This is a genomic window from Brevundimonas huaxiensis (assembly GCF_014218725.1).
Lineage (GTDB): Bacteria > Pseudomonadota > Alphaproteobacteria > Caulobacterales > Caulobacteraceae > Brevundimonas > Brevundimonas huaxiensis.
Window position 1 is genome coordinate 519,768 of the sequence record NZ_JABBJE010000001.1, and the last position, 20,782, is coordinate 540,549.

Here is a 20,782-nt window from a genome sequence, read left to right on the forward strand (position 1 = left end):
GGCGATGCGAGGCGAACGCTCCGGCGGCAGGCGTGATCCGATGGTCAAGGCGCAGCAGGCAGGGAGCCCACAGGACAAGACGGACGGACCCCCGACGCTGGCGGCGCTGGCGGACCTTGCGCGGCTGGTGGCTAGATCCGGCGCGCCGCACCTGAAACTGCGGCTAATCTCGGCCATTCTGCTGACGCTGGCGGGCAAGGGGCTGGGCGTCTTGGCGCCGCTGGTGCTGGGCGCGGCGGTCAACCGTCTGGCGGCGGGGCAGGGTGCGGCGACCGCCGTCGGCCTGGGCTTTGCAGCCTTCGCCATCGGTTGGGCCCTCGTGCGGTTTCTATCGGCGGCCTCGCCCCTGGTGTCGGACGTGGTGTTCGCGCCGGTGCGCGCCGCCGCCCAGCGCGCAACGGCGGCCGAGGCCTTTGCTCATGCGCTGAGCCTGTCGCTGGATTTTCACCAGACCAAACGCTCCGGCGCCCTGTCGCGAACGATGGATCGGGGATCGCGCGCGGTCGATTTCCTGCTGCGCATCCTCGCCTTCAACCTGGTTCCGACGGGGGTGGAGCTGGTGCTGGCAGCCGGGGTGCTGGGGGCAAAATACGACTGGCGTTTCGCCGCCGTCGCGGTGGTCGTGGTCGTCATCTACACCGCCGCCACCTTCGCCATGTCCAACTGGCGGCTGGAGCATCGCCGGATCATGAATGCGGCCGATTCCGAAGCCGCCGGCGTCTCGGTCGACGCTCTACTGAATTATGAGACGGTCAAGTCGTTCGGGGCCGAAACGCGCGCGGCCCAGACCTATGATCGCGCGCTGGGCGATTATGCCGAGGCGTCGCTGAAGGCCAACAGTTCGCTGAACATGCTGAACGGGATGCAGGCCCTGGTGATGAACCTGGGCTTGGGCGTCATGGCGGTGATGGCCGGGTTCGAGGCGGCGGCCGGAAGAATGGGACCGGGCGACGTGACGGCGGCGGTGCTGATCATGATCTCGCTGTATGCGCCGCTGAACATCCTGGGCTTCGCCTATCGGGAGATCCGTCAGTCCTTCATCGACATGGAGGAGATGCTGAAGGTGACGCGACAGACGCCGCAGGTCGCCGATGCGCCGAACGCCGTCGCGCTCCCGCGGCCGGTCGATGCGCGCGGGGCGTCGGTGGCGTTCGAGGCCGTCGGCTTCCGCCACGACGCGCGGGCCAATGGGCTGGAGGACGTCAGCTTCTACGCCGCGCCGGGCACGACGACGGCGCTGGTCGGGCCCTCTGGCGCGGGCAAGTCCACCATCGTCAAACTGGCGCTGCGCCTGCTCGATCCGCAGGAAGGGCGCGTGCTGATCGACGGCCATGATGCGCGCGAGGTGACCCAAGCCTCGCTGCGGTCGGCGGTGGCGCTGGTGCCGCAGGATGTGGCGCTGTTCAACGACACCCTGGCCGCCAACATCGCCTTCGCCCGGCCAGAGGCGGATGAGGCGCAGGTGTGGGCGGCCTCGGAGGCGGCGGAACTGGCCGACTTCATTCGCGGCTTGCCGGACGGCATGCAGACCAAGGTCGGCGAACGGGGGCTGAAGCTGTCTGGCGGCGAACGTCAGCGAGTGGGCATCGCCCGCGCCCTGCTGGCCGATCCGTGCATCCTGATCCTGGACGAGGCGACCAGCGCCCTGGACAGCCGCACCGAGGCCGCGATCCAGAAGACGCTGCGCAAGGCCAGGAACGGCCGCACGACCCTGGTGGTCGCACACCGGCTGTCGACCGTGGCGGACGCGGACCAGATTCTGGTGCTGAAGGCCGGGCGGATCGTCGAACGCGGCGGTCACCACGAACTGGTGGCCCGACAAGGCGGGGAATACGCGGCGCTGTGGCGCAAACAGACGCGCGGCGGCAAGACGCCTCAGATGGCCGACTGATCGGCGGTCGGGAGCTTCTTTCTCAGAACCTCGTGCAGGTTCGTCAGGATGGCGGTCCGCGCGGCCTGCTCTTGCGGCGGCAGCGCCAGCAACAGCTTCATCGCCTGGGCATGGACCGTGGCGATGCGCCAGTCGAAACCGCCCTGACGCGGCGCGGCGTCCAGCAGGTCGCACAGGCCCTTGGCCGCCGTGCACAGGTCGTCCATCTCGAACGGGCTGGCGGCGTCGATGATCTGGCTGGAGGCGGAATAGGCCAGGTCCAGCCGCATGGGCTCGATCAGGTTCGGATCGGGCTTGGCCAGCAGGGCCGCGATATTGTCGCCGATGATGGCGCGGGCCTGATCCTGAAGTCCGTCCAGATTGGCGCGGGCCTGGGCCAGGGCGACCCCGACGCTGACGCCGCCGGGGCGATCCAGCATCTCCGCCAGACGCGACTTGCGCTGAGTGTGGGTGATGACGGTCATAGGGTCAGACTCTCCATCCCCTTCGCCTTGCGAATCATGTCGGCGCGGCGTTCCACGCCTTCATAGCCGGTGTGTCGGAACCGGCGATCCGGCCCCAGATAGTCGCCGACCTCCAGGAAGGGCCGGCTGTCGCGCGCCACCCACAGGATGCGCTCCAGCAGAAGCGCCGGGCTGAAGGGCTTGGTGACGACGAAGTTGGCGCCGCAGTCTCGCGCCTCGGCGACGCGCCCGCGACGAATGTGGCTGGCGGTCATGATGACGGGGGTGAAGGCGTTGGGATTGGGGCCGGAGCGGCGCAGCCAGCGCACCAGTTCGAACCCGTCGATGTCGGGCATGTCGGTATCGACGACCAGCAGATCGACGGGCTTGTCGGTCAGCAGCTTCTTGGCTTCCATGCCCGTGCCGCACGCATAGGTCGGGCGGATGCCGAAGCCGGTCAGGGCGTTGGACGTCAGGGTCAGGGAGAATGGCGAATCGTCGACGATCATCGTGATCGCCCCGGCCAGGTTGAAGACGGCGCTTTCACGCAGGGACTCACCGCCGCTCATGGCGCAAAGGCCCCCGTCTGTCGCGCCGCTGAACTCATGGCCGGTCGCAAACCCCGATGCCCCTGAACGAAGCGCCGAGCTTGGCAGACGAGGGTGGATGCTGCGTTAACGCTGGTCGCCAGAGCGACCGGGCGTCAGAGGGCGCCGATGGCGTAGAAGCGATCCGCTCGACGCTTCTTGATCTGCTGCGGCGTCAGGCCGTCGAAGCCCTTCAACTCTTCGGCCAGAACCTCGCCGACATTGGCCATGGCCGTGTCGCGATCGGTGTGCGCGCCGCCGACAGGCTCGTCGATCAGGCGGTCGACGATCTTCAGCTGCATCAGGTCCGGGCCGGTTATCTTCATCGCCATGGCCGCGTCCTTGGCTCGCGCGCCGTCGCGCCACAGGATGCCGGCGGCGCCCTCGGGCGAGATGACCGAATAGATCGAGTGTTCCAGCATCAGCACGCGGCTGGCTGCGGCGATGGCGATGGCGCCGCCCGAGCCGCCTTCGCCCGTGATGGTGGCGATGGAGGGCACGCCCAGGGTCAGGCAGCGCTCGGTCGAGCGGGCGATGGCCTCGGCCTGGCCGCGCTCCTCGGCGCCCAGGCCCGGATAGGCGCCGGCGGTATCGATGAAGCTGAGGACCGGCAGGCCGAACTGTTCGGCCATGTCCATCAGGCGCACCGCCTTGCGATAGCCCTCGGGCCGGGCCATGCCAAAGTTGTGGGTGATGCGGGTCGCGGTGTCGTGGCCCTTTTCGTGGCCCATGATGACGACGGGCCGGCCGCGGAACCGGGCCAGACCGCCCAGGATGGCCTGGTCGTCGCCGAACTGACGGTCGCCGTGCAGCTCGTTCCAGTCGGTGAACAGGCTCTGGACATAATCGATGAAGTGCGGGCGCTGCGGATGACGCGCGACCTGGGTCTTCATCCAGGGGTCGAGGCCGGCGTAGGTCTTCTTGCGCAGTTGGTCGGCCTTTTTGCGCAGGCCCTCGATCTCATGGTCGATGTCGCCCGAGGTGTCGGCCAGCAGCGACAGCTCCTCGATCTTGGCTTCCAGATCGGCGATCGGCTTTTCGAAGTCGAGATAGTGCGTGGCCATCAAGGCGTCCGGGAACTGCAAACGGGCGAAAGCGCCCTTGGGGAAGGCGCGCGAACCTAGAGAGGTCAACGCCGCCGGGCAAGCGGGGGTTCAGAAGGCCTTGGGTAAACCAGCCTGTTTAAGGACTGAGTTGGCGGTGTGGCGGCTCTTCGAGCGCGGCACGATGACGGCATGCGGTCGGTCGGGATGCCGCCATTTCTCATGGCTGCCCTTGGCGTTCACGACACGATGCCAGCCGGCGGCGAAGAGAAGGGCGGTCAGTTCGGGGTAGAAGTCTTTCGGCATGGCGGCTTCCGATCAGGGCAGATCGCGCATCATCGCCGCCGACATTTCCGGCTCAACGCACGGTCACGCAGCGATCACGTCAAATCCACCAGCCGCTTCGAACCGCACTGGGACAGCGCCATGAATGCCGAGATTTTCCGCCAGAAGCTCAGGCGCGAAATGGCGAGCGAGGTTCTCGAACTCACCGAGTGTCGCCGTTTCCAGCACCAGCCCGACGATATTCGACTCGCTGCACCAGACTCCTGCCTCGGGATCCCAGATCGCCTTGACGTAGAACTCTTCAGCCATAGCCGGAATATGCGCCGTCAGTCGTCGCGCGCCAAGGGGTGGTTTTGGTGGACGACCTGAGCCAGGCGATCGGTGGCGACATGGGTGTAGATCTGGGTCGTGGCGATATCGACGTGGCCCAGCAGGGTCTGGACGACGCGCAGGTCCGCGCCGCCTTCCAGCAGGTGGGTGGCGAAGGCGTGGCGCAGGACGTGGGGGCTGACGCGGGCCGGGTCGATGCCGGCCGTGATCGCCGCCTCGTCCAGCAGTTGGGCGAAACGGCGCGGGGTCAGATGGCCGGTGCGGCCGGAGGAGGGGAAGAGCCAGGGACTGTCGGGCGGCTCCGGCTTGCGTCTGGCGTCGCGCGCGACGAGCCAGGCCTTGATCGCTTGGCGGGCGGCGGCGTTGAGGGGGGCTAGCCGTTCCTTGCCGCCCTTGCCGCGCACGATCAGATAGGCGGGGTCGCGCCGAACGGCCTCGACTTTCAGCCCCAGCAGTTCGGACACCCGCAGGCCGGAGGCGTAGGCCATCTCGACCAGGGCGACCAGGCGCAGGCCCGCCGCCGCATCGCGGGCGGCCGAGGCGGCCAGCAGGGCGTCGATCTCGGCGCGGCTCAACACCTTCGGCAGGGACCGGCCCTGTTTGGGGGCGTCGAGACGGCGCGCGGGGTCGTCGGTGCGCCACCCCTCGGCCAGGGCGAAGCGGTAGAACTGGCGCGCGGAGGAGCGGCGGCGGGCGGCGGTGGCGGCGGACAGACCCCGCCGCGACAGGTCCGCGAACCAGGCCTCGACCGCCTCGGCGTCGGCCTTCATCAGTCCGCCGGCGTCCGACAGCGCCATCTCCGCGTCCGCCAGATCGCGGCCATAGGCCGAAAGGGTATGGGGCGAGGCGTCGCGTTCGACCGCCATCATCTCCAGAAAGGCCTCGATCTGGGGCGTCATGCGGCGATCCGCAGCCTGAACGACTGGCGCAAGGTTCGGCTTGGTGTAGAGGTTTTCTGGATCATGCCTGCCCGCGCCGCCGCCTTCGCCTTCCTCTCGACCGACCGTTCCGCCGGAGCCGCCGGATGAGGCGGCGCGCGAATCCGGGTCCGACCCGCACCATAGCCCTGGTCGGCCTGATGGGCGTGGGCAAATCGTCGGTGGGTCGTCGGCTGGCCAATCGGCTGCGATTGCCGTTCGCGGACGGGGATGTGGAGATCGAGGCGGCGGCCGGGATGACGGTCTCGGAAATCTTCGCCGCCCTGGGCGAGGCCGAGTTCCGCGCGGGCGAGGCGCGGGTGATCCGCCGGCTGCTGGAGGGGCCGCCGATCGTGCTGGCGACCGGCGGCGGGGCGATGATGAACCCGGAGACGCGGGCGCTGCTGAAGGCCAAGGCCGACACCGTCTGGCTGAGGGCCGATCTGGCGGTCATCGCGGAACGGGTGGCGCGCCGCGACACGCGGCCCCTGCTGCGGGGTAAGGATCCGCTGGAGGTTCTGACGACCTTGGCTCAGGCGCGCTATCCCATCTACGGCGAGGCCGATGTGGCCGTGGACGTCGGGCAGGGCTCGCACGGCCAGGCGGTCGACGCCATTCACAAGAACCTGCGCCGACACTGGCGCCAGAGACGACGCACGGAGATCCCGCAATGACGATCATTCCGGTCAGCGGCGGAGCCTTTGCCGCCTATGACGTGGTGGTGGGGCGCGGGCTGCTGGCGCAGGCCGGCGCACACATCGCACCGCTGGCCAAGGGGCGGACGGTCATCGTGACCGACGAGACAGTGGCGGGCATCCACGCCGAGACCCTGACCGCGTCGCTGACGGCGGCGGGCGTGACCAGCGAGATCGTGGCCGTGCCGGCGGGCGAGGGCTCCAAGTCGTTCGCCGAGCTGGAACGCGTGCTGGACCGGCTGCTGGAGATCGGTCTGGATCGCAAGGACGTGGTCATCGCTCTGGGCGGCGGGGTCGTGGGCGATCTGGCCGGCTTGGCGGCGGCCCTGTTCATGCGCGGCATCGATTTCGTGCAGATTCCGACGACCCTGCTGGCCCAGGTCGATTCGTCCGTCGGCGGCAAGACGGCCATCGATACGCCGCGCGGCAAGAACCTGGTCGGCGCCTTCCATCAGCCGCGTTTGGTGCTGGCGGACATAGACGTGCTGGCGACGTTGCCGGAACGCCAGGTGAGGTCCGGCTGGGCCGAGGTGCTGAAGCATGGGCTGATCTGCGACGCGGCCTTTTTCGACTGGCTGGCGGGCGAGGGGGCTGCGGGCGCGAATGGCGATCCGGCGGCGTTGGAACGGGCGGTAATCCGCTCGGTCGAGATCAAGAGCGCGGTGGTCGGAGAGGACGAGAAGGAGGCGGGGCGGCGCGCCCTGCTGAACCTGGGTCACACCTTCGGCCATGCGATCGAGACCGAGGTCGGCTTCGACGAAGGGGCGCTGGCGCACGGCGAGGCAGTCGCCTTGGGCTGCTGCATGGCTTTCCGCTATTCGGCGCGTGAAGGGCTGTGTTCGGCGGACGATGTCGAACGGGTCGAGGCGGTGGTCGCGGCGGCGGGCTTGCCCACCCGGCTGGATCAGGCGGGATCGTTCGCGGCCGACCGTCTGCTGGCCCTGATGGCGGGCGACAAGAAGGCCGAGGGCGGGGCGCTGACCCTGATCCTGGCGCGCGGCATCGGCCACGCCTTCGTCGCCAAGGGCGTGGATGCGGCCAAGGTGCGGGGCTTCCTGATCGAGGAAGGCGCGACCGCGTGATGCAGATCGCCTCGGTTGCTCTGGAGGATCGCTTCGTGCGGCTGGAGCCGTTCGAGGAAGGACTGGAAGCCGAGGTCAAGACCGCGCTGGATTGCGATCCCGAGGCCTGGGGCGTCATGGTCGCGCCAGCCTATGGCGATCATTTCGATGCCTGGTGGAAGGCTGCGCTGGCAGCGATGCAGGCGCAGACGCGAATCGCCTATGCGGTGCGGCGACGCTCGGACGGGGCGGTGGTCGGGACGACCAGCCTGTACGAGATCAACCCCGCCTATCGCCGCTGCGAGATCGGCTCGACCTTCTATCGGCCCGAGGCGCGGGGCGGGGCGATCAACCCGGCCTGCAAGCGGCTGTTGCTGGGGCATGCCTTCGACGCGGGCGCGGTGCGGGTCGAGATCATCACCGACGCCGTCAATGCCAGGAGCCAGGCGGCCATCCTGAAGCTGGGCGCCAAGGCCGAGGGCGTGCTGAGGAAGCACAAGATCACCTGGACCGGCCGGGCGCGCGACACCGCCATGTTCGCCGTCATCGACGATGACTGGCCCGAGGTGCGCCAAACGCTGGACCGGCGGTTAGCGGCCTTCGATCAGTCCACGGCCCGGCATTCCGTCGGCTGGCGACCTTCGACGGACCAGGTGGCGAGGACGCCCTTGCCGCGCAGTTCGACGTTGGAGGCGCGGTACCAGATGCCGTCGGCGGCGCGCTCCTGATACAGATCGATGGCCTCGCCGGACGAGTTGCGGATGGTGGCCATCTGGCGCGGGTTGTCGAAATCGACCGACAGACGCTCGCCGTTGTCGCAAAGATAAACGGTGTGGACGACTCGGTTCAGGGTGCGGTCCTGGATTTCGGCGCCGGTGCGCTGGCGGGCGGTCTGGGCTTCGATGGCGCGTTCCTTGACCTCGTCGCCGGTGCGCGGCGCCTTGTCGGGGTCGGCGCCGCAGGCGGTGAGGAGGGCCAGGGCGGCCAGGCCGCTGAACACGATCGACTGCGGCAGATCCGGCTTGAACAAGGTCTTTTCCCTCCACGGCCCCGCCCAACGGCGCAGCTTTTCGCGGCGTTCTAACGTGCGCCGCCTGTCGCCGTTCCCCGTCTTTGACGGAAGAAGGATTTGAGCAGCGACGACGCCTCGTCCGCCAGAACACCTGAGTTCGTCGTCGGGCGCCAGTGGCAGGTGGGTTGTTCGAACAGGCGCGGGCCGTGGATGACGGCGCCGCCCTTGGGATCGTCGGCGGCCCAGACGACGCGGCCGACGCGGGCGTGGCTGATGGCGCCGGCGCACATGGCGCAGGGCTCCAGCGTCACATAAAGGGTCAGGCCGGTCAGGCGATAGTTGTCCAGCGCCGTCGCCGCGCGCCGCATGGCGACGATCTCGGCATGGGCCGTGGGGTCGTGAGCCGCAATCGGACCGTTGGCGCCGGTCGAAATTACCTCACCTGAAGCCGGATCGACAAGAATTGCGCCCACGGGCACCTCTCCTGCGTCCGCCGCCGCTTGCGCTTGGTCCAGCGCCATGCGCATGAACCGCTCATCATGGTCCGCCATACAGACGACAACGACAAGAAGCCCCGCGCCCGTCAAGATGAACGGTCGCCCCGGCCCTTTAAATCCTCCGGTCCCCGCAAGAGCGGCGACGGGACGAGATCATTCGGCGACAAGCCGCGCGGCCCTCGCGAAGACGGGCCCAAGCGTTTCGGCGACAAGGCCGACCCCCCCCGCAGCGACAAGCCGCGCAGCGACCGCGCCCGCGCCGATAAGGGCGCCAAGGACGGCAAGTCCAAGACGCCTGAGACGCCTCTGCGCGCCGAGCGAATCGCCAAGACCATGGCGCGCGCCGGCATCGCCTCGCGCCGCGAGGTCGAGCGGCTGATCGGCCTGGGCAAGGTGGCGGTCAACGGCCGCATCCTGGATACGCCCGCGACGCTGGTGACGCGCGACGACGTGATCACCGTGGACGGCAAGCCCATCGGCGGGGCGCAGGCGACGCGCGTCTGGCGCTATCACAAGCCGGCGGGCCTGTTGACCAGTCACAGCGATCCGACCGGACGGCCGACGGTGTTCGACGCCCTGCCGGCCGGCCTGCCGCGCGTGATCTCGGTCGGACGGCTCGACCTGGCGACCGAAGGCCTGCTGCTGCTGACCAACGACGGTGAGCTGAGCCGGGCGTTGGAACTGCCCTCGACCTCGCTGGTGCGTCAGTACCGGGCGCGGGCGCGGGGCAAGATCACCCAGGAGCAGCTGGACGCGCTGAAGGACGGCGTGGTCGTGGACGGCGTCTCCTACGGTCCCATCGAGGCCAAGCTGGACAAGGCCAAGGAGTCGAAGTCCGAGGACGGCAAGGCGCCGGCGAACCTGTGGATCTCGGTGTCGATCACTGAGGGCAAGAATCGCGAAGTCAGAAAGGTGCTGGAGTCCGTCGGCCTGACGGTCAACCGGCTGATCCGCCTGGCTTACGGCCCGTTCCGCCTCGACGTGCTGCCGGTCGGGTCGGTGGAGGAGGTGGGGCCGCGCGTGATCCGCGAGCTGCTGGCCGACTACATCCGGCCCGAGAACCTGCCGACCGGCAATACGGTCGAAACGCCCGCGCCTATCCCCGGCCGTCGGGTGTCGACGCCCATCGTCAAGGGCCGGTCGGGTTCGGCCATGTCGGACCCGTCGAGGAAGCCCAGCCGCGTCCGCGCCGCCGAAACGGCCCAGGCGAATGCGGTCGAGCGCCGCGAACGTCCTCCCAAGAAGGAAGGCTGGGCCAAGGCCGCGCCCAGGTTCGAGCATTCCAAGACCTTCAAGCCGCGTGAACGCACCGCGCCCGCCGGTGATCGTCCGGGGCGCGAGGCCAACTCCGTGAGGGATGGAGATCGGCCAAAGCGCGCCTTCAAGCCGCGCGACGACCAGTTCATCGACGATCGGCGCGGCAAGCCCGGCGCCAAGCCGACGGGACGCGCCGGTTCCGACCCCCGCGCAGGCGGCGGAAAGCCGAGCGGCGGGCGCGACTTCAAGCCTCGCACGGGCGGCGGCAAGCCGGCCGGTCCATCAGGAACCAGCGGACGCGGGCCAGGCGGCAAGCCCCGTTCGCCGCGCTGAGGCCAGAGCGAGCGAGGGGACATGACCGACCAGACGGCGGACGTTGTTTCGCACAAGGATCACAGCCTGGAACGGCTGCTGCTGTTCTCGGACGGGGTGTTCGCCATCGCCATCACCCTGCTGGCCATCGAACTGCATGTGCCGGAAGGCTGGAACGGACAGTGGGCCAGCCTGTGGGCCGAGCGGTGGCCGATGTTCACCGCCTTTGCGCTGAGCTTCGCCATCATCGGCGTCTTCTGGAACACGCACCGGCGAGTGTTCACGCGCATGGTTGGATTCAGCAACGGGGTGATGATCTTCAACATGCTGGCCCTGGCCGGGGTGGTGCTGATGCCGTTCGCCACGACCCTGCTCTACGAACAGCCGCGTAACGGCGAGGGGGTGTGGATCTATCTGAGCCTGGTGGCGCTGGTCGGTGTGATGCACGCCGGCGCCTATGGCTGGGCTGCCTTCGTCACCGATGCGATCCGGCCGCGACCGCATTGGGCGGTGCGCGCCACGGTGGTCGTGACCCATGCCCTGATGCCGGGGCTGGCCTGCGCGCTGAGCTTCTTCCTGATGGCCAGGGGCGTGGGGCTGCTGGCGGCCGTGACGGCGCTGGCGCTGGGCTTGTTGATCGCCGGCCGGGTGTGGGTCGGACGCCGTTTTGGCGGAGCGGCCTGATGCGGATCGTCGCCGGAAGCCTGAAGGGCCGGGCCATCGTCGCGCCGGAGGGGCAGGGCACGCGCCCGACCTCGGACCGCGCGCGCCAGGCGGTGTTCAACGTGCTGGAACACGCCGCCTGGGGCGAGAGCCTGCAAGGCCTGCGGGTCATCGACCTGTACGCCGGTTCGGGCGCCCTGGGGTTCGAGGCGGTCAGCCGGGGCGCGGGCTTCTGCCTGTTCGTCGAGACGGACGACGGGGCGCGCGGCGCGATCCGCGAGAACGCCGACGCCTATGGGCTAATGGGGCGCACGCGTGTGCATCGCCGAAGCGCGACGGACCTGGGCGTGCGGCCCGGCCCGATCGCCGAGGCGTTCGACCTGGCCTTTCTGGACCCGCCCTATGGCAAGGGGCTGGGGGAACAGACGCTGGCCCGGCTGATCGAGGGCAGCTGGCTCAAGCCCGGCGCCCTGGTGGTGTTCGAGCGCGGGTCGGACGAGCCGGAGATCGACACCCCCGGCTATGAGCGGCTGGACGCGCGCGACTATGGCGCGGCCAGGGTGCTGTTCCTGAAGGTGGCGGACCCCGCCGCCTGAGCGGAAAATGTACACTGTGAGTTTTTACAGTGCACTTTCGTGCAGATTTTTGCGAGCGGGTCGCAACCGCCTCAGTCCTCGGGCGGCGGTCCCAGCAGGGCCTCGTCCTCTTCCTCGATCTCGCGCCGCATGTTTTCCATCGAGGCGGCCACCTCCTCGCGGCTCATGCCCCTGAAGAAGTCCCGGTCGAAGGCGCGGGCCTCGCGGGTCAATTCGTCGGCCAGGGCGCGCCAGCGGCGGGCGTCCGACGCGCGTCCGCCCTCGACCGCCTCGGCGAAGCGCAGGCGCGCGGTGCGGGCCAGGTCGTCCATGTCCAGGTCGGAATAGAGGTCCAGGTCCAGCTCGCCGGGCGGCGGTTCGACCTGATCGCTGCGCCGCCAGCCGTATTTGCGGGCGCGACGGCGAAAGGCGGAAAGGCCCAGGTCGTGGCGGCGACACACAGCCTCGGCGCTGAGACCCGACAGATAGTCGGTGCGGGCCTGGGCCCAGATGGCGGCTTCACGGATGCGATAGGGCTCGGTCATGATCCCAGCCATAGACCGGCGCTACGTCAGATGCGGACGTGGATCAGAGTTTGGCGACCAGGCCGCGCGCGGCGGCCGTCACCTCGGCCCAGGTGATCTCGAAGCCGTCGTCGTCGCCGAAGTAGGGGTCGGCGACGGCCTGACCCTCGCGGCCGGGGACGTGGTCCAGCAGCAGGCTGAGCTCGGCGGTCGCATCGTCGGGCCGCAGACGACGCAGGTTTTTCAGGTTCTCGTGGTCGAGGGCGATGACGTGGGTGAAGCGGCGAAAGTCCGCCTGCGTCACCTGCCGCGCCCTCAACCCCGAAATCTCGACCCCATGCCGCCGCGCCGTCGCCTGCGCCCTCGGGTCCGGCGGCTCGCCCGCATGCCAGTCCCCGGTCCCGGCGGAATCGACGATCAGGTCGAGGCGCAGCCGCTCCGCCTCGGCGCGCAGGGCGGCCTCGGCGAGGGGCGAGCGACAGATGTTGCCGAGGCAGACGAAGAGGATGGAGGGCATGGCTCAGAACTCCGCTACGCCGTCAGGTGATGCAATCGCCTAAGCGCCACCATTGGAATTTCCGCAGCGACTGGTAGTGTGGTCGCAACCGGAGGGAAAATGTCTTCAAAACTTAAGATAAAGATGGGTCACATCGAATTCGAGTACGAAGGCGATGCGCAGTTCGATTTCGAGGGCATCAAGGACCTTTTCAGCCATCTGGAAAGCCTAGTGGGAGTGACCCCAGCCGCTGCATTCGACGCACCGTCCGCCTCAACCTTGCATTCGCCTGACATTCCCACGGGCGGCGATTTGACGCTAAATTTTTCTCCAAATACTATTGCCGCCAAGTTAGGCGCCGCTTCAGGACCAGATTTACTTGTGTCTGCCGCAGCATATCTTCAGTTCGTAAACTCGCAAGAAAGCTTCAAGAGGCAAGAGTTGCACGAAGCCATGAAGGCTGCGAAAAGCTATTATAAAGCAAACATGGGCGGAAATCTAAGCAAAATGATTGCAAGTCTAGTTTCTGCGGGACGAATTAATGAGCTATCTAACAGCGAATTTTCGTTGTCGGCGTCTGAACAATCATCGCTGAAGGGCCGTCTTGTTGCTGAGTGATGATCAGCTGAAGGTATGGCTTCAGAAGGATGGCTTACAGCGGATTGACAAGATTTTGCTTGTGCTTTCCGTGTTTGAGAAGCCGACGGGGGTTACGGAGATCAAGGCCAAGGCGCGTTCTTTAGGATGTAATATCGACAAGTGGAACGTGTCAGACATCTTGGCGAGGGGGAAGGGGATGTCGCTTCAGATGTTGGGTGGTCATGAAATTGCTGAGAAAGGCAAAGCTCGGTTGCAGTCGATAGGTCTAGATTCGGCGAGTCCCGCTGCTACCCAAGTGGCGCTAGATCTCCGAAAACACCTAGTGAATGTCAAAGATACCGATACTCGCTCCTTCGTTGAAGAAGCAATTAAATGCTACGAGGCAAGGCTGTTTCGTTCTGCCATTGTAATGGCTTGGCTTGCTGCCGTGGATGTTCTGAAAAAAGAAGTTGTCGCAAACCACCTAGCTGCATTTAATGCTGAGGCTCGGAAAGTTAACCTAAAATGGAAAGATGCGAAAAACGCCGACGAAATAGGCGCGATGAATGAAGGAGATTTCCTAAACCGCATCATGGGCATCTCCATGATCGGGAAAAACCGGAAGCAACGATTGGAACAAGCGTTGACCCTTCGAAATGGATGTGGCCATCCGAATAGTCTAAAGGTTGGGCAGAACGAGGCTGCAGCACACGTCGAAGCTTTGTTGCAAAATGTCTTTGAGGTTTTCAACCCCGGTTCTTAATCGGTTATAATAGAGGCGGCAAATTCACCGCCGCCCAAACAGCTTCTCCAGGTCGTGCAGCTTCAGCTCCACATAGGTGGGGCGGCCGTGGTTGCATTGGCCGGAGTGGGGGGTGGCTTCCATTTGGCGAAGAAGGGCGTTCATCTCCGGCGCCGAGAGGACGCGGCCGGAGCGGACGCTGCCGTGGCAGGCCATGGTGCCGCAGATGGCGGCGAGACGTTCCTTGAGCGACAGGGCCTGGCCGTGTTCGGACAGGTCGTCAGCGATGTCGCGGATCAGGCCCTGAACGTCCGTGTCCCCCAGCATGGCCGGGGTCTCTCGCACCAGGACGGCGCCGGCGCCGAAGGCCTCGACGATCAGGCCCATCTCGGCCAGTTCCTCGGCGCGCCCGGCGACGCGCTCGGCCTCGGCGGGGTCCAGATCGACCACCTCGGGCGTCAGCAGGGCCTGGCGTGTCACGGCCCCCTCGGCCATCTGGGCCTTCATCCGCTCATAGACCAGCCGCTCGTGCGCCGCGTGCTGATCGACGATGACCAAACCATCACGGGTCTGGGCGACGATGTAGTTGGCGTGGAGTTGCCCCCGCGCGGCGCCCAGGGGGTAGTCGAGGGGGTCTTGAGGCGGAGTGGCGAGTGGCGAGTGGCCAGTGGCGAGATCGCGGTTTTGGGCGGGCTGCGACGGCCATGAGGGACCGTCCCATGACGGCTCGACGCGGGCGCTGCGCTCGTTGAGGCCGGGCAGGACCTGGGCGGTCTGTGAAGCGGGCGCGTTCCAACCGGCCCATCCGGACCAGCCCTCGGCACTCGTCCCTCGCCACTCGCCACTGTGCGTCACGCCGGTGTGGGGCTGGAAGCCGGAAAGGGCGTCGGCGGCGACGGTGGTGCTGGCGCGGTGGCCGGCGGCGTGGAGCGCGTGGCGCAGGGCGCCGACGATCAGGCCGCGCACCAGGGCCGGATCGCGAAACCGGACCTCGGCCTTGGCGGGGTGGACGTTGACGTCGACATAGAGCGGATCGATGTCGAGGAAGAGGACGGCGGCCGGATGCCGGTCGCGCGCCAGGAAGTCGGCATAGGCGCCGCGCAGGGCCCCTTGCAGCAGCCGGTCCTTCACCGGGCGGCCGTTGACGAACAGATACTGATGCGCCGCATTGCCGCGCGAATAGGTCGGCAGGCCGGCATAACCCGACAGGCGCACGCCGTCCCGCTCTTGATCGATCAAGAGCGCGTTGGCCTCGAAGTCGCGACCCAAGAGGGCGGACAACCGCTTCAGACGGCCTTCGTCGCCCGGATGTTCGGCGGGCAGGCGCAGCGTGACCTTGCCGTCCAGCGACAGGGTGAAGGCGACGGCCTCGTGCGCCATGGCCTGGCGCTTGATCTCTTCGGAGATGGCCATGGCCTCGGACCGCTCGGACTTCATGAACTTGAGCCGGGCGGGGGTGGCGTAGAAGAGGTCGCGCACCTCGACCCGCGCGCCATGCGGGCCGGGGAAGGGGGCGGGGGCCAGGGGCCGGGTCTCGCCGCCCTCGACCGTGATGGCCCAGGCGTCGGTCTCGTCACGCGACCGGGTGGTGATCGACAGGCGGGCGACCGAGCCGATGGAGGGCAGGGCCTCGCCCCGGAAGCCCAGGGTGTGGATGCGCAGCAGGTCCACGTCGCCGGCGTCGTCCGGCTCCAGCTTTGACGTGGCGTGGCGTTCGATGGCCAGCGGCAGTTCGTCCTTCGGAATGCCCTTGCCGTCGTCGGCGATCAGGATGCGCGACAGGCCGCCGCCGTCGGCCTGGATCTCGATATTGCGGCCGCCGGCGTCCAGGGCGTTCTCGACCAGTTCCTTGATGGCGCTGGCCGGCCGCTCGACCACCTCGCCGGCGGCGATGCGGTTGACGGTTTCGGGGGAAAGACGGCGGATGGGCATGAGCAGGCGAAGATAGGGCGCGGGGGGGATTCGCGCCATGCGTCAGGCGTCCTTCTCCCCTCGGGGGAGAAGGTGGGGCCAGAGGCCTCGGATGAGGGGGGGCTTTCGGCCTCTGGATGGTGAGGGGGAGACGGCATCTGGCAGCCCCCTCATCCGTCTCGCTCCGCGAGCCACCTTCTCCCCCGAGGGGAAGGGATTACTCGGCGGTCTTGGCCTTCTTCGCCGGAGCCTTCTTGGCGGCTGGTTTCTTGGCGGCGGCCTTTTTCGGAGCCGCGGCCTTCTTGGCGGGCGCCTTCTTCTTGGGCGCGGCGCCGGCCTTGGCGGCGAGCAGGGGCAGGGCGTCTTCCAGGGTCAGGTCTTCCGGCGCCGTGCCCTTCGGCAGGGTGGCGTTGATCTTGCCGGACTTGACGTAGGGGCCGAAACGGCCGGCCATGACGTGGATCGGCTCGCCCGTTTCCGGGTGGGCGCCCAGGTCCTTGAGCGGCGCCGTCGCCGCGCCGCGACCGGGACGACCGGCGCGCTTTTCCGCCAACAGGGCCACGGCGCGGTTCAGGCCGACCTCGAACACCTCGTCGATGTCCGAGACATTGGCGTAGGTCCCGGCGTGCAGGACGAAGGGACCGTAACGGCCCAGGCCCGCCGTGATCATCTTGCCGTCCTCGGGGTGGACCCCTACCTCGCGCGGCAGGGCCAGAAGACGCAGGGCCTGTTCCAGCGTCAGGGACGCCGGCGACCAGCCCTTGGGCAGGGACGAGCGTTTGGGCTTGTCGCCCTCGGGCGGCGTGATTTCGACGTAGGGGCCGAAGCGGCCGATCTTCAGCTGGACCGGTTGGCCCGTTTCCGGGTCGATGCCCAGTTCGCGGTCGCCGCTTTCGGCCGAGCCGTCCTCAGCCGACGGGCTGGCGACGGGACGGGTGTATTTGCACTCGGGATAGCGATCGCAGCCGATGAAGGCGCCGAAGCGACTGGTCTTCAGGCTGAGTTGGCCCTGGTGGCACAGGGGGCATTCGCGCGGGTCGGTGCCGTCGCCCTTGTCCGGGAAGATGTGGGCGCCGAGGCTTTCGTTTAGGGCGTCGAGAATGGCCGTGGTGCGCAGTTCGCCGGCGGCTTGGGTCGCGGCGTGGAAGTCCTGCCAGAAGTTGCGCAGCAGCACCTTCCAGTCCAGCTGACCGGCCGAGACCTCGTCGAGCTGGGTCTCCAGCGCGGCGGTGAAGTCGTATTCGACCCACTTCCTGAAGAATTGCTCCAGGAAGGCCGTGACCAGCCGTCCCTTGTCCTCGGGATAGAAGCGGTTCTTGTCGACGCGGACATATTCGCGGTCGCGCAGGGTCGACAGGGTCGAGGCGTAGGTCGACGGGCGGCCGATGCCCAGCTCTTCCAGCTTCTTGACCAGGGTGGCTTCCGAATAGCGCGGAGGCGGTTCGGTGAAATGCTGGTCGGTGCGGATGGCGTCGACCTTGGCCTTGGCGCCTTCTTTCAGCGCGGGCAGGCGTGTGGCATCATCGCCCTCGTCTTCGCTCTCCGCGCCCTTCTGCTTTTCGTCGCGGCCTTCCTCATAGACGGCGAGGAAGCCGTCGAAGGTCACGACCTGGCCGGTGGCGCGCAGACCCGTCTGGCCGTCGGCGGTCTCGATGTCGACGGTGGTGCGGTCCATCCGGGCCGCCTCCATCTGCGAGGCGACCATCCGTTTCCAGATCAGTTCATACAGGCGCTGAAGATCGGATTCGAGGCGCAGGCTGTCGGGATGGCGCGCGATGTTGGTCGGCCGGATCGCTTCGTGCGCTTCCTGAGCATTCTTGGCCTTCGTCTTGTAATAGCGCGGTTCTTGCGGGACGAAGGCCGGACCGAACGCCTGATTGATGACCTCGCGCGCCTGGGCGATGCCCTCGGGCGTGGTCTGGACGCCGTCGGTCCGCATATAGGTGATCAGGCCGCCGGTCTCGTCGACGCCTTCATACAGTTTCTGCGCCGCCTGCATGGTGCGCTGGGCCGAGAAGCCGAGCTTGCGCGCCGCCTCCTGCTGCAGGGTAGAGGTGGTGAAGGGCGGGGCCGGATTGCGTCGGACGGGCTTCTTCTCCACCGCATTGATGGTGAAGTCGCCGGCCGCGATGGCCGCGCGGGCGGCGGAAGCCGTCGCCTCGTCCTTGATGTCCAGACGCTGGATGCGCTTGCCGGCGTGCTTGACCAGGCGGGCGGTGAAGGGCGGGCTGTCGGCGTTCAGGTCGGCCTCGATGGACCAGTATTCCTGAGCCTGGAACTTCTCGATCTCCATCTCGCGATCGACGACGATGCGCAGCGCCACGGATTGGACGCGGCCGGCCGAGCGGGCGCCCGGCAGCTTGCGCCACAGGACTGGCGAGAGGGTGAAGCCGACGAGGTAGTCCAGCGCGCGGCGGGCCAGATAGGCCTCGACCAGTTCCATGTCGATTTGACGTGGATTGGCCATGGCGTCGAGCACGGCGGACTTGGTGATGGCGTTGAAGGTGACGCGCTGGACCTCTGTGTCCTTCAGCGCCTTTTTCTTGTTCAGCACCTCCAGCACGTGCCAGCTTATGGCTTCCCCTTCGCGGTCGGGGTCGGTCGCCAGGATGACGCGGTCGGCGCGCTTGGCGGCCTCGGCGATTTCGGACAGGCGTTTGGCGCCCTTGGCGTCGGCCTCCCAATGCATGGAGAAGTCGTCGTCGGGCAGGACCGAGCCATCCTTGGACGGCAGATCGCGGACGTGGCCGTACGAGGCCAGGACCTCATAGTCCGAGCCCAGATACTTATTGATGGTCTTGGCCTTTGCGGGGCTCTCGACGATGACGAGGTTCATAACGGTCCGGTCTCGGGAAGGGGCGCGAACGTGGTTGGAGCGGAGCCGTGAGTCAATCGCACCTGTTGTCTTACATCTCTAGATAGTGCCTTTGATGCTAACTAGTTGTGCTACTCTCTCGCTGAGATTGATCCGTCTTTCAGAGGAGGTGCGACATTGGGTAAGACGCAACCTAACCAAGCCGTTCACGGCGAGGCCGACACGAAGCCTTTTGCTGTAAGAAAATACATCGGCGCCATGGCGCTGGAAATGGCGCGGCTGGCGCGGGACGAGGGCGACGTGCGGCTGGCCGGCTTGCTGGAACAGGCGGCGGCCGTGGCGGGTCATCCGCAGGCCTAAAGAGAAGCCAGGCCGCCGGGCAGCAGGTCGGCGCGGCCGGTCAGGCTGAGCTCCAGCAGGGCGGCGGCGACCTGGGACACCGGAGCGTTGAGGGCGCGGGCGATCTCGTCGCGCGGCGTGGGGGTCGGCGACAGCAGAGTGGCGACGCGGTCGAGGAAGGCGTCGTCGATGTCGCCGTCGAATCGCATCGGATCGGCAGGCGGCTCGCGCAGGATGCGCAGGGTGTTGAAGGCGCGGTCGATGTCCTCGATCCCCTCGCACAGGATGGCGCCCTGACGCAGCAGTTCGTTCGGACCGCGCGCGCGGGGATCCAGCGGCGATCCGGGCACGGCGAAGACATCGCGACCCTGTTCGGCGGCGAGACGGGCGGTGATCAGGGAGCCGGACCGGACCTCCGCCTCGACCACCACGACCCCGCGCGACAGGCCCGAGATGATGCGGTTGCGGCGCGGGAAGTCGCGTGCCTGGGCGCGAGCGCCGACCGGGCTTTCGGAGACGACGCAGCCTTGTTCCGTCAGGCGGGCGTAGAGGTCGGCGTGTTCAGACGGATAGATGTCGTTCACCCCGCCCCCCAGGACCGCGACGGTCCCGGTCGCCAAGGCGCCTTCGTGGGCGGCGGCGTCGATGCCGCGCGCCATGCCCGAGACGACGACATGACCGGCCTGACCGAGTTGCTGCGCCAGACCGCGTGCGATCCGCTGGCCGCCCGCCGAGGCGATGCGGGCGCCGACGATGGCGACCGAGGGCTGATTCAGCAGATCGACGCGACCGCGCGTCCACAGGATCGGGGGCGGCGGGTCGACTGCGGCCAGCATTTCGGGATAATCGGGATCGCCCAGCACCAGCAGGCGCGCGCCGATGGCGTCGCCGGCGGCGATCTCGCGTTCGACCGTCTCGACGGGGGGCGGAATGGAGGCGGCGCCGAACTTGCGCACCAGAGCGGGCAGGGCGTCCAGCGCACCGAGGGCCGAGCCGTAGCGGCCGATCAGTTGGGTGAAGGCGACGGGGCCGATGCGGTCGGTGCGGGCGAGCCGCAGCCGGGCGAAGCGTTCGGCCGGGTCCAGGCTCACGCCTTCTTGGCCCCGATGCGCGGTTCCTCGCCCTTCAACAGTCGGGCGATGTTCTGGTGATGTCGAACCCAGATCAGGACGGCGGCGAAGACGGTCAGGGCGAGGATGGGCAGGCTGACCGGCAGGCCGACGACGGCGAGCGGCAGAAGCGCCAGCAGCGGCGCGGTCGCCGATGAGATGAGCGCCGCCAGCGACGAATAGCGGAACAGGAAGGCGCAGAGCAGCCAGACCGCCCCCGCCATCAGGCCCAGCGGCCAGGCGGCGGCCAGCAACAGGCCGTAGAAGGTGGCGACGCCCTTGCCGCCCTTGAAGCCCAGCCAAACAGGAAAGAGGTGGCCCAGGAAGGCCGCGCCGCCGGCGATGGCGCCGGCCAGTTCGCTGCCGAACAGATGACGGGCGATCAGCAGGGTGACCGCGCCCTTGCCGGCGTCCAGCAGCAGGGTGGCCAGGGCCAGATCCTTGCGGCCGGTGCGCAGGACGTTTGTCGCGCCGATGTTGCCCGAGCCGATGTTGCGCACGTCGCCGGCGCCGGCTGCACGCGTGATCACCACGCCGAACGGAATCGAGCCGAGCAGATAGCCGCCCAGCGCCACCAGCGCCAAGGTCCCGATCGCGGGGCCCACCAGATCCTGCACTTTGATTCGCTCCCCGCGTGTCGTTGCGGCAAAATGCGTCGCGGGGCGGTCGGGAGCAAGGGCGATCCGACCTCTTGACCCG

At 67.7% G+C, this 20,782-nt stretch carries 23 protein-coding genes and 1 pseudogene; 10 read left to right on the forward strand and 14 right to left on the reverse strand.

Translation table 11 applies throughout. The annotated features are described in order from the left end of the window. The first annotated feature begins 4 nt into the window (after window positions 1–4). Window positions 5–1,891: an ABCB family ABC transporter ATP-binding protein/permease gene (locus HF680_RS02640; RefSeq protein ID WP_156146846.1), complete on the forward strand. Its 1,887-nt coding sequence runs from the start codon at window positions 5–7 to the stop codon at window positions 1,889–1,891. On the opposite strand, the gene HF680_RS02645 is transcribed toward HF680_RS02640, so the two are convergent. From HF680_RS02645 to HF680_RS02670, 6 genes are all read right to left on the reverse strand, one after another. Continuing rightward, window positions 1,876–2,355: a hypothetical protein gene (locus tag HF680_RS02645; protein WP_045811695.1), complete on the reverse strand. Its 480-nt coding sequence runs from the start codon at window positions 2,353–2,355 to the stop codon at window positions 1,876–1,878. The two genes, HF680_RS02640 and HF680_RS02645, sit on opposite strands and share 16 nt — an antisense overlap. Then, complete coding sequence (locus HF680_RS02650; protein ID WP_137721848.1) at window positions 2,352–2,903, reverse strand: response regulator; 552 nt, start codon at window positions 2,901–2,903, stop codon at window positions 2,352–2,354. Before HF680_RS02650 ends, HF680_RS02645 begins: the two co-directional genes overlap by 4 nt. 134 nt (window positions 2,904–3,037) lie before the next feature. Further along, window positions 3,038–3,985 carry an acetyl-CoA carboxylase carboxyltransferase subunit alpha gene (locus tag HF680_RS02655; protein WP_185223979.1) on the reverse strand — a complete coding sequence of 316 codons (948 nt, stop codon included), beginning with the start codon at window positions 3,983–3,985 and terminating at the stop codon, window positions 3,038–3,040. A gap of 90 nt (window positions 3,986–4,075) precedes the next feature. Next, window positions 4,076–4,270, reverse strand: a complete 195-nt coding sequence (locus HF680_RS02660) for a type II toxin-antitoxin system HicA family toxin (protein WP_137721847.1) — start codon at window positions 4,268–4,270, stop codon at window positions 4,076–4,078. Between the two features lie 63 nt (window positions 4,271–4,333). Then, entirely contained in the window at window positions 4,334–4,558 is a 225-nt protein-coding gene (locus tag HF680_RS02665; RefSeq protein ID WP_137722619.1) for a DUF1902 domain-containing protein, read from the reverse strand. 17 nt (window positions 4,559–4,575) lie between these two features. Further along, window positions 4,576–5,478 (reverse strand): site-specific tyrosine recombinase XerD, encoded by a 903-nt coding sequence (locus HF680_RS02670; RefSeq protein ID WP_185223980.1) that lies wholly within the window; start codon window positions 5,476–5,478, stop codon window positions 4,576–4,578. 125 nt (window positions 5,479–5,603) lie between these two features. On the opposite strand from HF680_RS02670, the gene HF680_RS02675 reads away from it, so the two are divergent. From HF680_RS02675 to HF680_RS02685, 3 genes and pseudogenes are all read left to right on the forward strand, one after another. Next, complete coding sequence (locus HF680_RS02675; RefSeq protein WP_185223981.1) at window positions 5,604–6,170, forward strand: shikimate kinase; 567 nt, start codon at window positions 5,604–5,606, stop codon at window positions 6,168–6,170. Continuing rightward, window positions 6,167–7,273 carry a 3-dehydroquinate synthase gene (aroB, locus tag HF680_RS02680; protein ID WP_185223982.1) on the forward strand — a complete coding sequence of 369 codons (1,107 nt, stop codon included), beginning with the start codon at window positions 6,167–6,169 and terminating at the stop codon, window positions 7,271–7,273. Before HF680_RS02675 ends, aroB begins: the two co-directional genes overlap by 4 nt. Next, a pseudogene (locus HF680_RS02685) lies at window positions 7,273–7,713 on the forward strand (GNAT family N-acetyltransferase); the annotation flags it as partial. The gene aroB and the pseudogene HF680_RS02685, both read left to right, overlap by 1 nt. Before the next feature lie 143 nt (window positions 7,714–7,856). Here HF680_RS02685 and HF680_RS15915 read toward each other — a convergent pair. Both HF680_RS15915 and tadA read right to left on the reverse strand, forming a co-directional pair. Next, a complete protein-coding gene (locus tag HF680_RS15915; protein WP_084140420.1) occupies window positions 7,857–8,282 on the reverse strand; it encodes an MliC family protein in 426 nt (141 codons plus the stop codon). 50 nt (window positions 8,283–8,332) lie between these two features. After that, on the reverse strand, window positions 8,333–8,791 hold the full coding sequence (gene tadA / locus HF680_RS02690) for a tRNA adenosine(34) deaminase TadA (protein ID WP_185224307.1): 459 nt from the start codon (window positions 8,789–8,791) through the stop codon (window positions 8,333–8,335). A gap of 12 nt (window positions 8,792–8,803) precedes the next feature. Between tadA and HF680_RS02695 the strand changes: the two genes are divergently transcribed. The 3 genes from HF680_RS02695 to rsmD are packed head-to-tail and all read left to right on the forward strand — an operon-like array spanning window position 8,804 to window position 11,589. After that, window positions 8,804–10,351: a pseudouridine synthase gene (locus tag HF680_RS02695; protein ID WP_185223983.1), complete on the forward strand. Its 1,548-nt coding sequence runs from the start codon at window positions 8,804–8,806 to the stop codon at window positions 10,349–10,351. 21 nt (window positions 10,352–10,372) lie between these two features. After that, on the forward strand, window positions 10,373–11,014 hold the full coding sequence (locus tag HF680_RS02700) for a TMEM175 family protein (RefSeq protein ID WP_185223984.1): 642 nt from the start codon (window positions 10,373–10,375) through the stop codon (window positions 11,012–11,014). Beyond that, complete coding sequence (gene rsmD / locus HF680_RS02705) at window positions 11,014–11,589, forward strand: 16S rRNA (guanine(966)-N(2))-methyltransferase RsmD (RefSeq protein WP_185223985.1); 576 nt, start codon at window positions 11,014–11,016, stop codon at window positions 11,587–11,589. Before HF680_RS02700 ends, rsmD begins: the two co-directional genes overlap by 1 nt. A gap of 71 nt (window positions 11,590–11,660) precedes the next feature. Here the strand turns inward: rsmD and HF680_RS02710 are convergent, their stop codons facing one another. Continuing rightward, complete coding sequence (locus tag HF680_RS02710) at window positions 11,661–12,113, reverse strand: hypothetical protein (RefSeq protein ID WP_185223986.1); 453 nt, start codon at window positions 12,111–12,113, stop codon at window positions 11,661–11,663. Between the two features lie 43 nt (window positions 12,114–12,156). Next, window positions 12,157–12,609, reverse strand: a complete 453-nt coding sequence (locus HF680_RS02715) for a low molecular weight protein-tyrosine-phosphatase (RefSeq protein WP_161638994.1) — start codon at window positions 12,607–12,609, stop codon at window positions 12,157–12,159. 123 nt (window positions 12,610–12,732) lie between these two features. On the opposite strand from HF680_RS02715, the gene HF680_RS02720 reads away from it, so the two are divergent. Both HF680_RS02720 and HF680_RS02725 read left to right on the forward strand, forming a co-directional pair. Then, window positions 12,733–13,206, forward strand: coding sequence for a hypothetical protein (locus HF680_RS02720; protein ID WP_205195889.1), 474 nt, complete (start codon window positions 12,733–12,735; stop codon window positions 13,204–13,206). Then, window positions 13,193–13,930, forward strand: a complete 738-nt coding sequence (locus HF680_RS02725; protein WP_185223988.1) for a hypothetical protein — start codon at window positions 13,193–13,195, stop codon at window positions 13,928–13,930. Before HF680_RS02720 ends, HF680_RS02725 begins: the two co-directional genes overlap by 14 nt. Window positions 13,931–13,954: 24 nt before the next feature. Here the strand turns inward: HF680_RS02725 and mutL are convergent, their stop codons facing one another. Together mutL and topA are read right to left on the reverse strand one after the other, a co-directional pair. Beyond that, the gene (mutL, locus tag HF680_RS02730) at window positions 13,955–15,841 is read right to left on the reverse strand and encodes a DNA mismatch repair endonuclease MutL (protein WP_185224308.1); all 1,887 of its coding nucleotides are present in this window, start codon (window positions 15,839–15,841) and stop codon (window positions 13,955–13,957) included. A 196-nt stretch (window positions 15,842–16,037) separates the two neighbouring features. After that, entirely contained in the window at window positions 16,038–18,656 is a 2,619-nt protein-coding gene (topA, locus tag HF680_RS02735; RefSeq protein WP_045811600.1) for a type I DNA topoisomerase, read from the reverse strand. A gap of 156 nt (window positions 18,657–18,812) precedes the next feature. On the opposite strand from topA, the gene HF680_RS02740 reads away from it, so the two are divergent. Next, entirely contained in the window at window positions 18,813–18,995 is a 183-nt protein-coding gene (locus HF680_RS02740; protein ID WP_156146831.1) for a hypothetical protein, read from the forward strand. Here the strand turns inward: HF680_RS02740 and dprA are convergent. Together dprA and plsY are read right to left on the reverse strand one after the other, a co-directional pair. Beyond that, window positions 18,992–20,065: a DNA-processing protein DprA gene (gene dprA / locus HF680_RS02745; RefSeq protein WP_045811601.1), complete on the reverse strand. Its 1,074-nt coding sequence runs from the start codon at window positions 20,063–20,065 to the stop codon at window positions 18,992–18,994. The two genes, HF680_RS02740 and dprA, sit on opposite strands and share 4 nt — an antisense overlap. Next, the gene (gene plsY / locus HF680_RS02750) at window positions 20,062–20,700 is read right to left on the reverse strand and encodes a glycerol-3-phosphate 1-O-acyltransferase PlsY (protein ID WP_045811602.1); all 639 of its coding nucleotides are present in this window, start codon (window positions 20,698–20,700) and stop codon (window positions 20,062–20,064) included. The genes dprA and plsY overlap by 4 nt, the downstream gene beginning before the upstream one ends. Window positions 20,701–20,782: the final 82 nt, after the last annotated feature.

Excerpts from the sequence above, each read along its gene's own strand:
- HF680_RS02640 (WP_156146846.1), top strand. The coding sequence starts at position 5 with ATGCGAGGCGAACGCTCCGGCGGCAGGCGTGATCCGATGGTCAAGGCG.
- HF680_RS02645 (WP_045811695.1), bottom strand. The coding sequence starts at position 2,355 with ATGACCGTCATCACCCACACTCAGCGCAAGTCGCGTCTGGCGGAGATG.
- HF680_RS02650 (WP_137721848.1), bottom strand. The coding sequence starts at position 2,903 with ATGAGCGGCGGTGAGTCCCTGCGTGAAAGCGCCGTCTTCAACCTGGCC.
- HF680_RS02655 (WP_185223979.1), bottom strand. The coding sequence starts at position 3,985 with ATGGCCACGCACTATCTCGACTTCGAAAAGCCGATCGCCGATCTGGAA.
- HF680_RS02660 (WP_137721847.1), bottom strand. The coding sequence starts at position 4,270 with ATGCCGAAAGACTTCTACCCCGAACTGACCGCCCTTCTCTTCGCCGCC.
- HF680_RS02665 (WP_137722619.1), bottom strand. The coding sequence starts at position 4,558 with ATGGCTGAAGAGTTCTACGTCAAGGCGATCTGGGATCCCGAGGCAGGA.
- HF680_RS02670 (WP_185223980.1), bottom strand. The coding sequence starts at position 5,478 with ATGACGCCCCAGATCGAGGCCTTTCTGGAGATGATGGCGGTCGAACGC.
- HF680_RS02675 (WP_185223981.1), top strand. The coding sequence starts at position 5,604 with ATGAGGCGGCGCGCGAATCCGGGTCCGACCCGCACCATAGCCCTGGTC.
- aroB (WP_185223982.1), top strand. The coding sequence starts at position 6,167 with ATGACGATCATTCCGGTCAGCGGCGGAGCCTTTGCCGCCTATGACGTG.
- tadA (WP_185224307.1), bottom strand. The coding sequence starts at position 8,791 with ATGCGCATGGCGCTGGACCAAGCGCAAGCGGCGGCGGACGCAGGAGAG.
- HF680_RS02695 (WP_185223983.1), top strand. The coding sequence starts at position 8,804 with ATGGTCCGCCATACAGACGACAACGACAAGAAGCCCCGCGCCCGTCAA.
- HF680_RS02700 (WP_185223984.1), top strand. The coding sequence starts at position 10,373 with ATGACCGACCAGACGGCGGACGTTGTTTCGCACAAGGATCACAGCCTG.
- rsmD (WP_185223985.1), top strand. The coding sequence starts at position 11,014 with ATGCGGATCGTCGCCGGAAGCCTGAAGGGCCGGGCCATCGTCGCGCCG.
- HF680_RS02710 (WP_185223986.1), bottom strand. The coding sequence starts at position 12,113 with ATGACCGAGCCCTATCGCATCCGTGAAGCCGCCATCTGGGCCCAGGCC.
- HF680_RS02715 (WP_161638994.1), bottom strand. The coding sequence starts at position 12,609 with ATGCCCTCCATCCTCTTCGTCTGCCTCGGCAACATCTGTCGCTCGCCC.
- HF680_RS02720 (WP_205195889.1), top strand. The coding sequence starts at position 12,733 with ATGGGTCACATCGAATTCGAGTACGAAGGCGATGCGCAGTTCGATTTC.
- mutL (WP_185224308.1), bottom strand. The coding sequence starts at position 15,841 with ATGCCCATCCGCCGTCTTTCCCCCGAAACCGTCAACCGCATCGCCGCC.
- topA (WP_045811600.1), bottom strand. The coding sequence starts at position 18,656 with ATGAACCTCGTCATCGTCGAGAGCCCCGCAAAGGCCAAGACCATCAAT.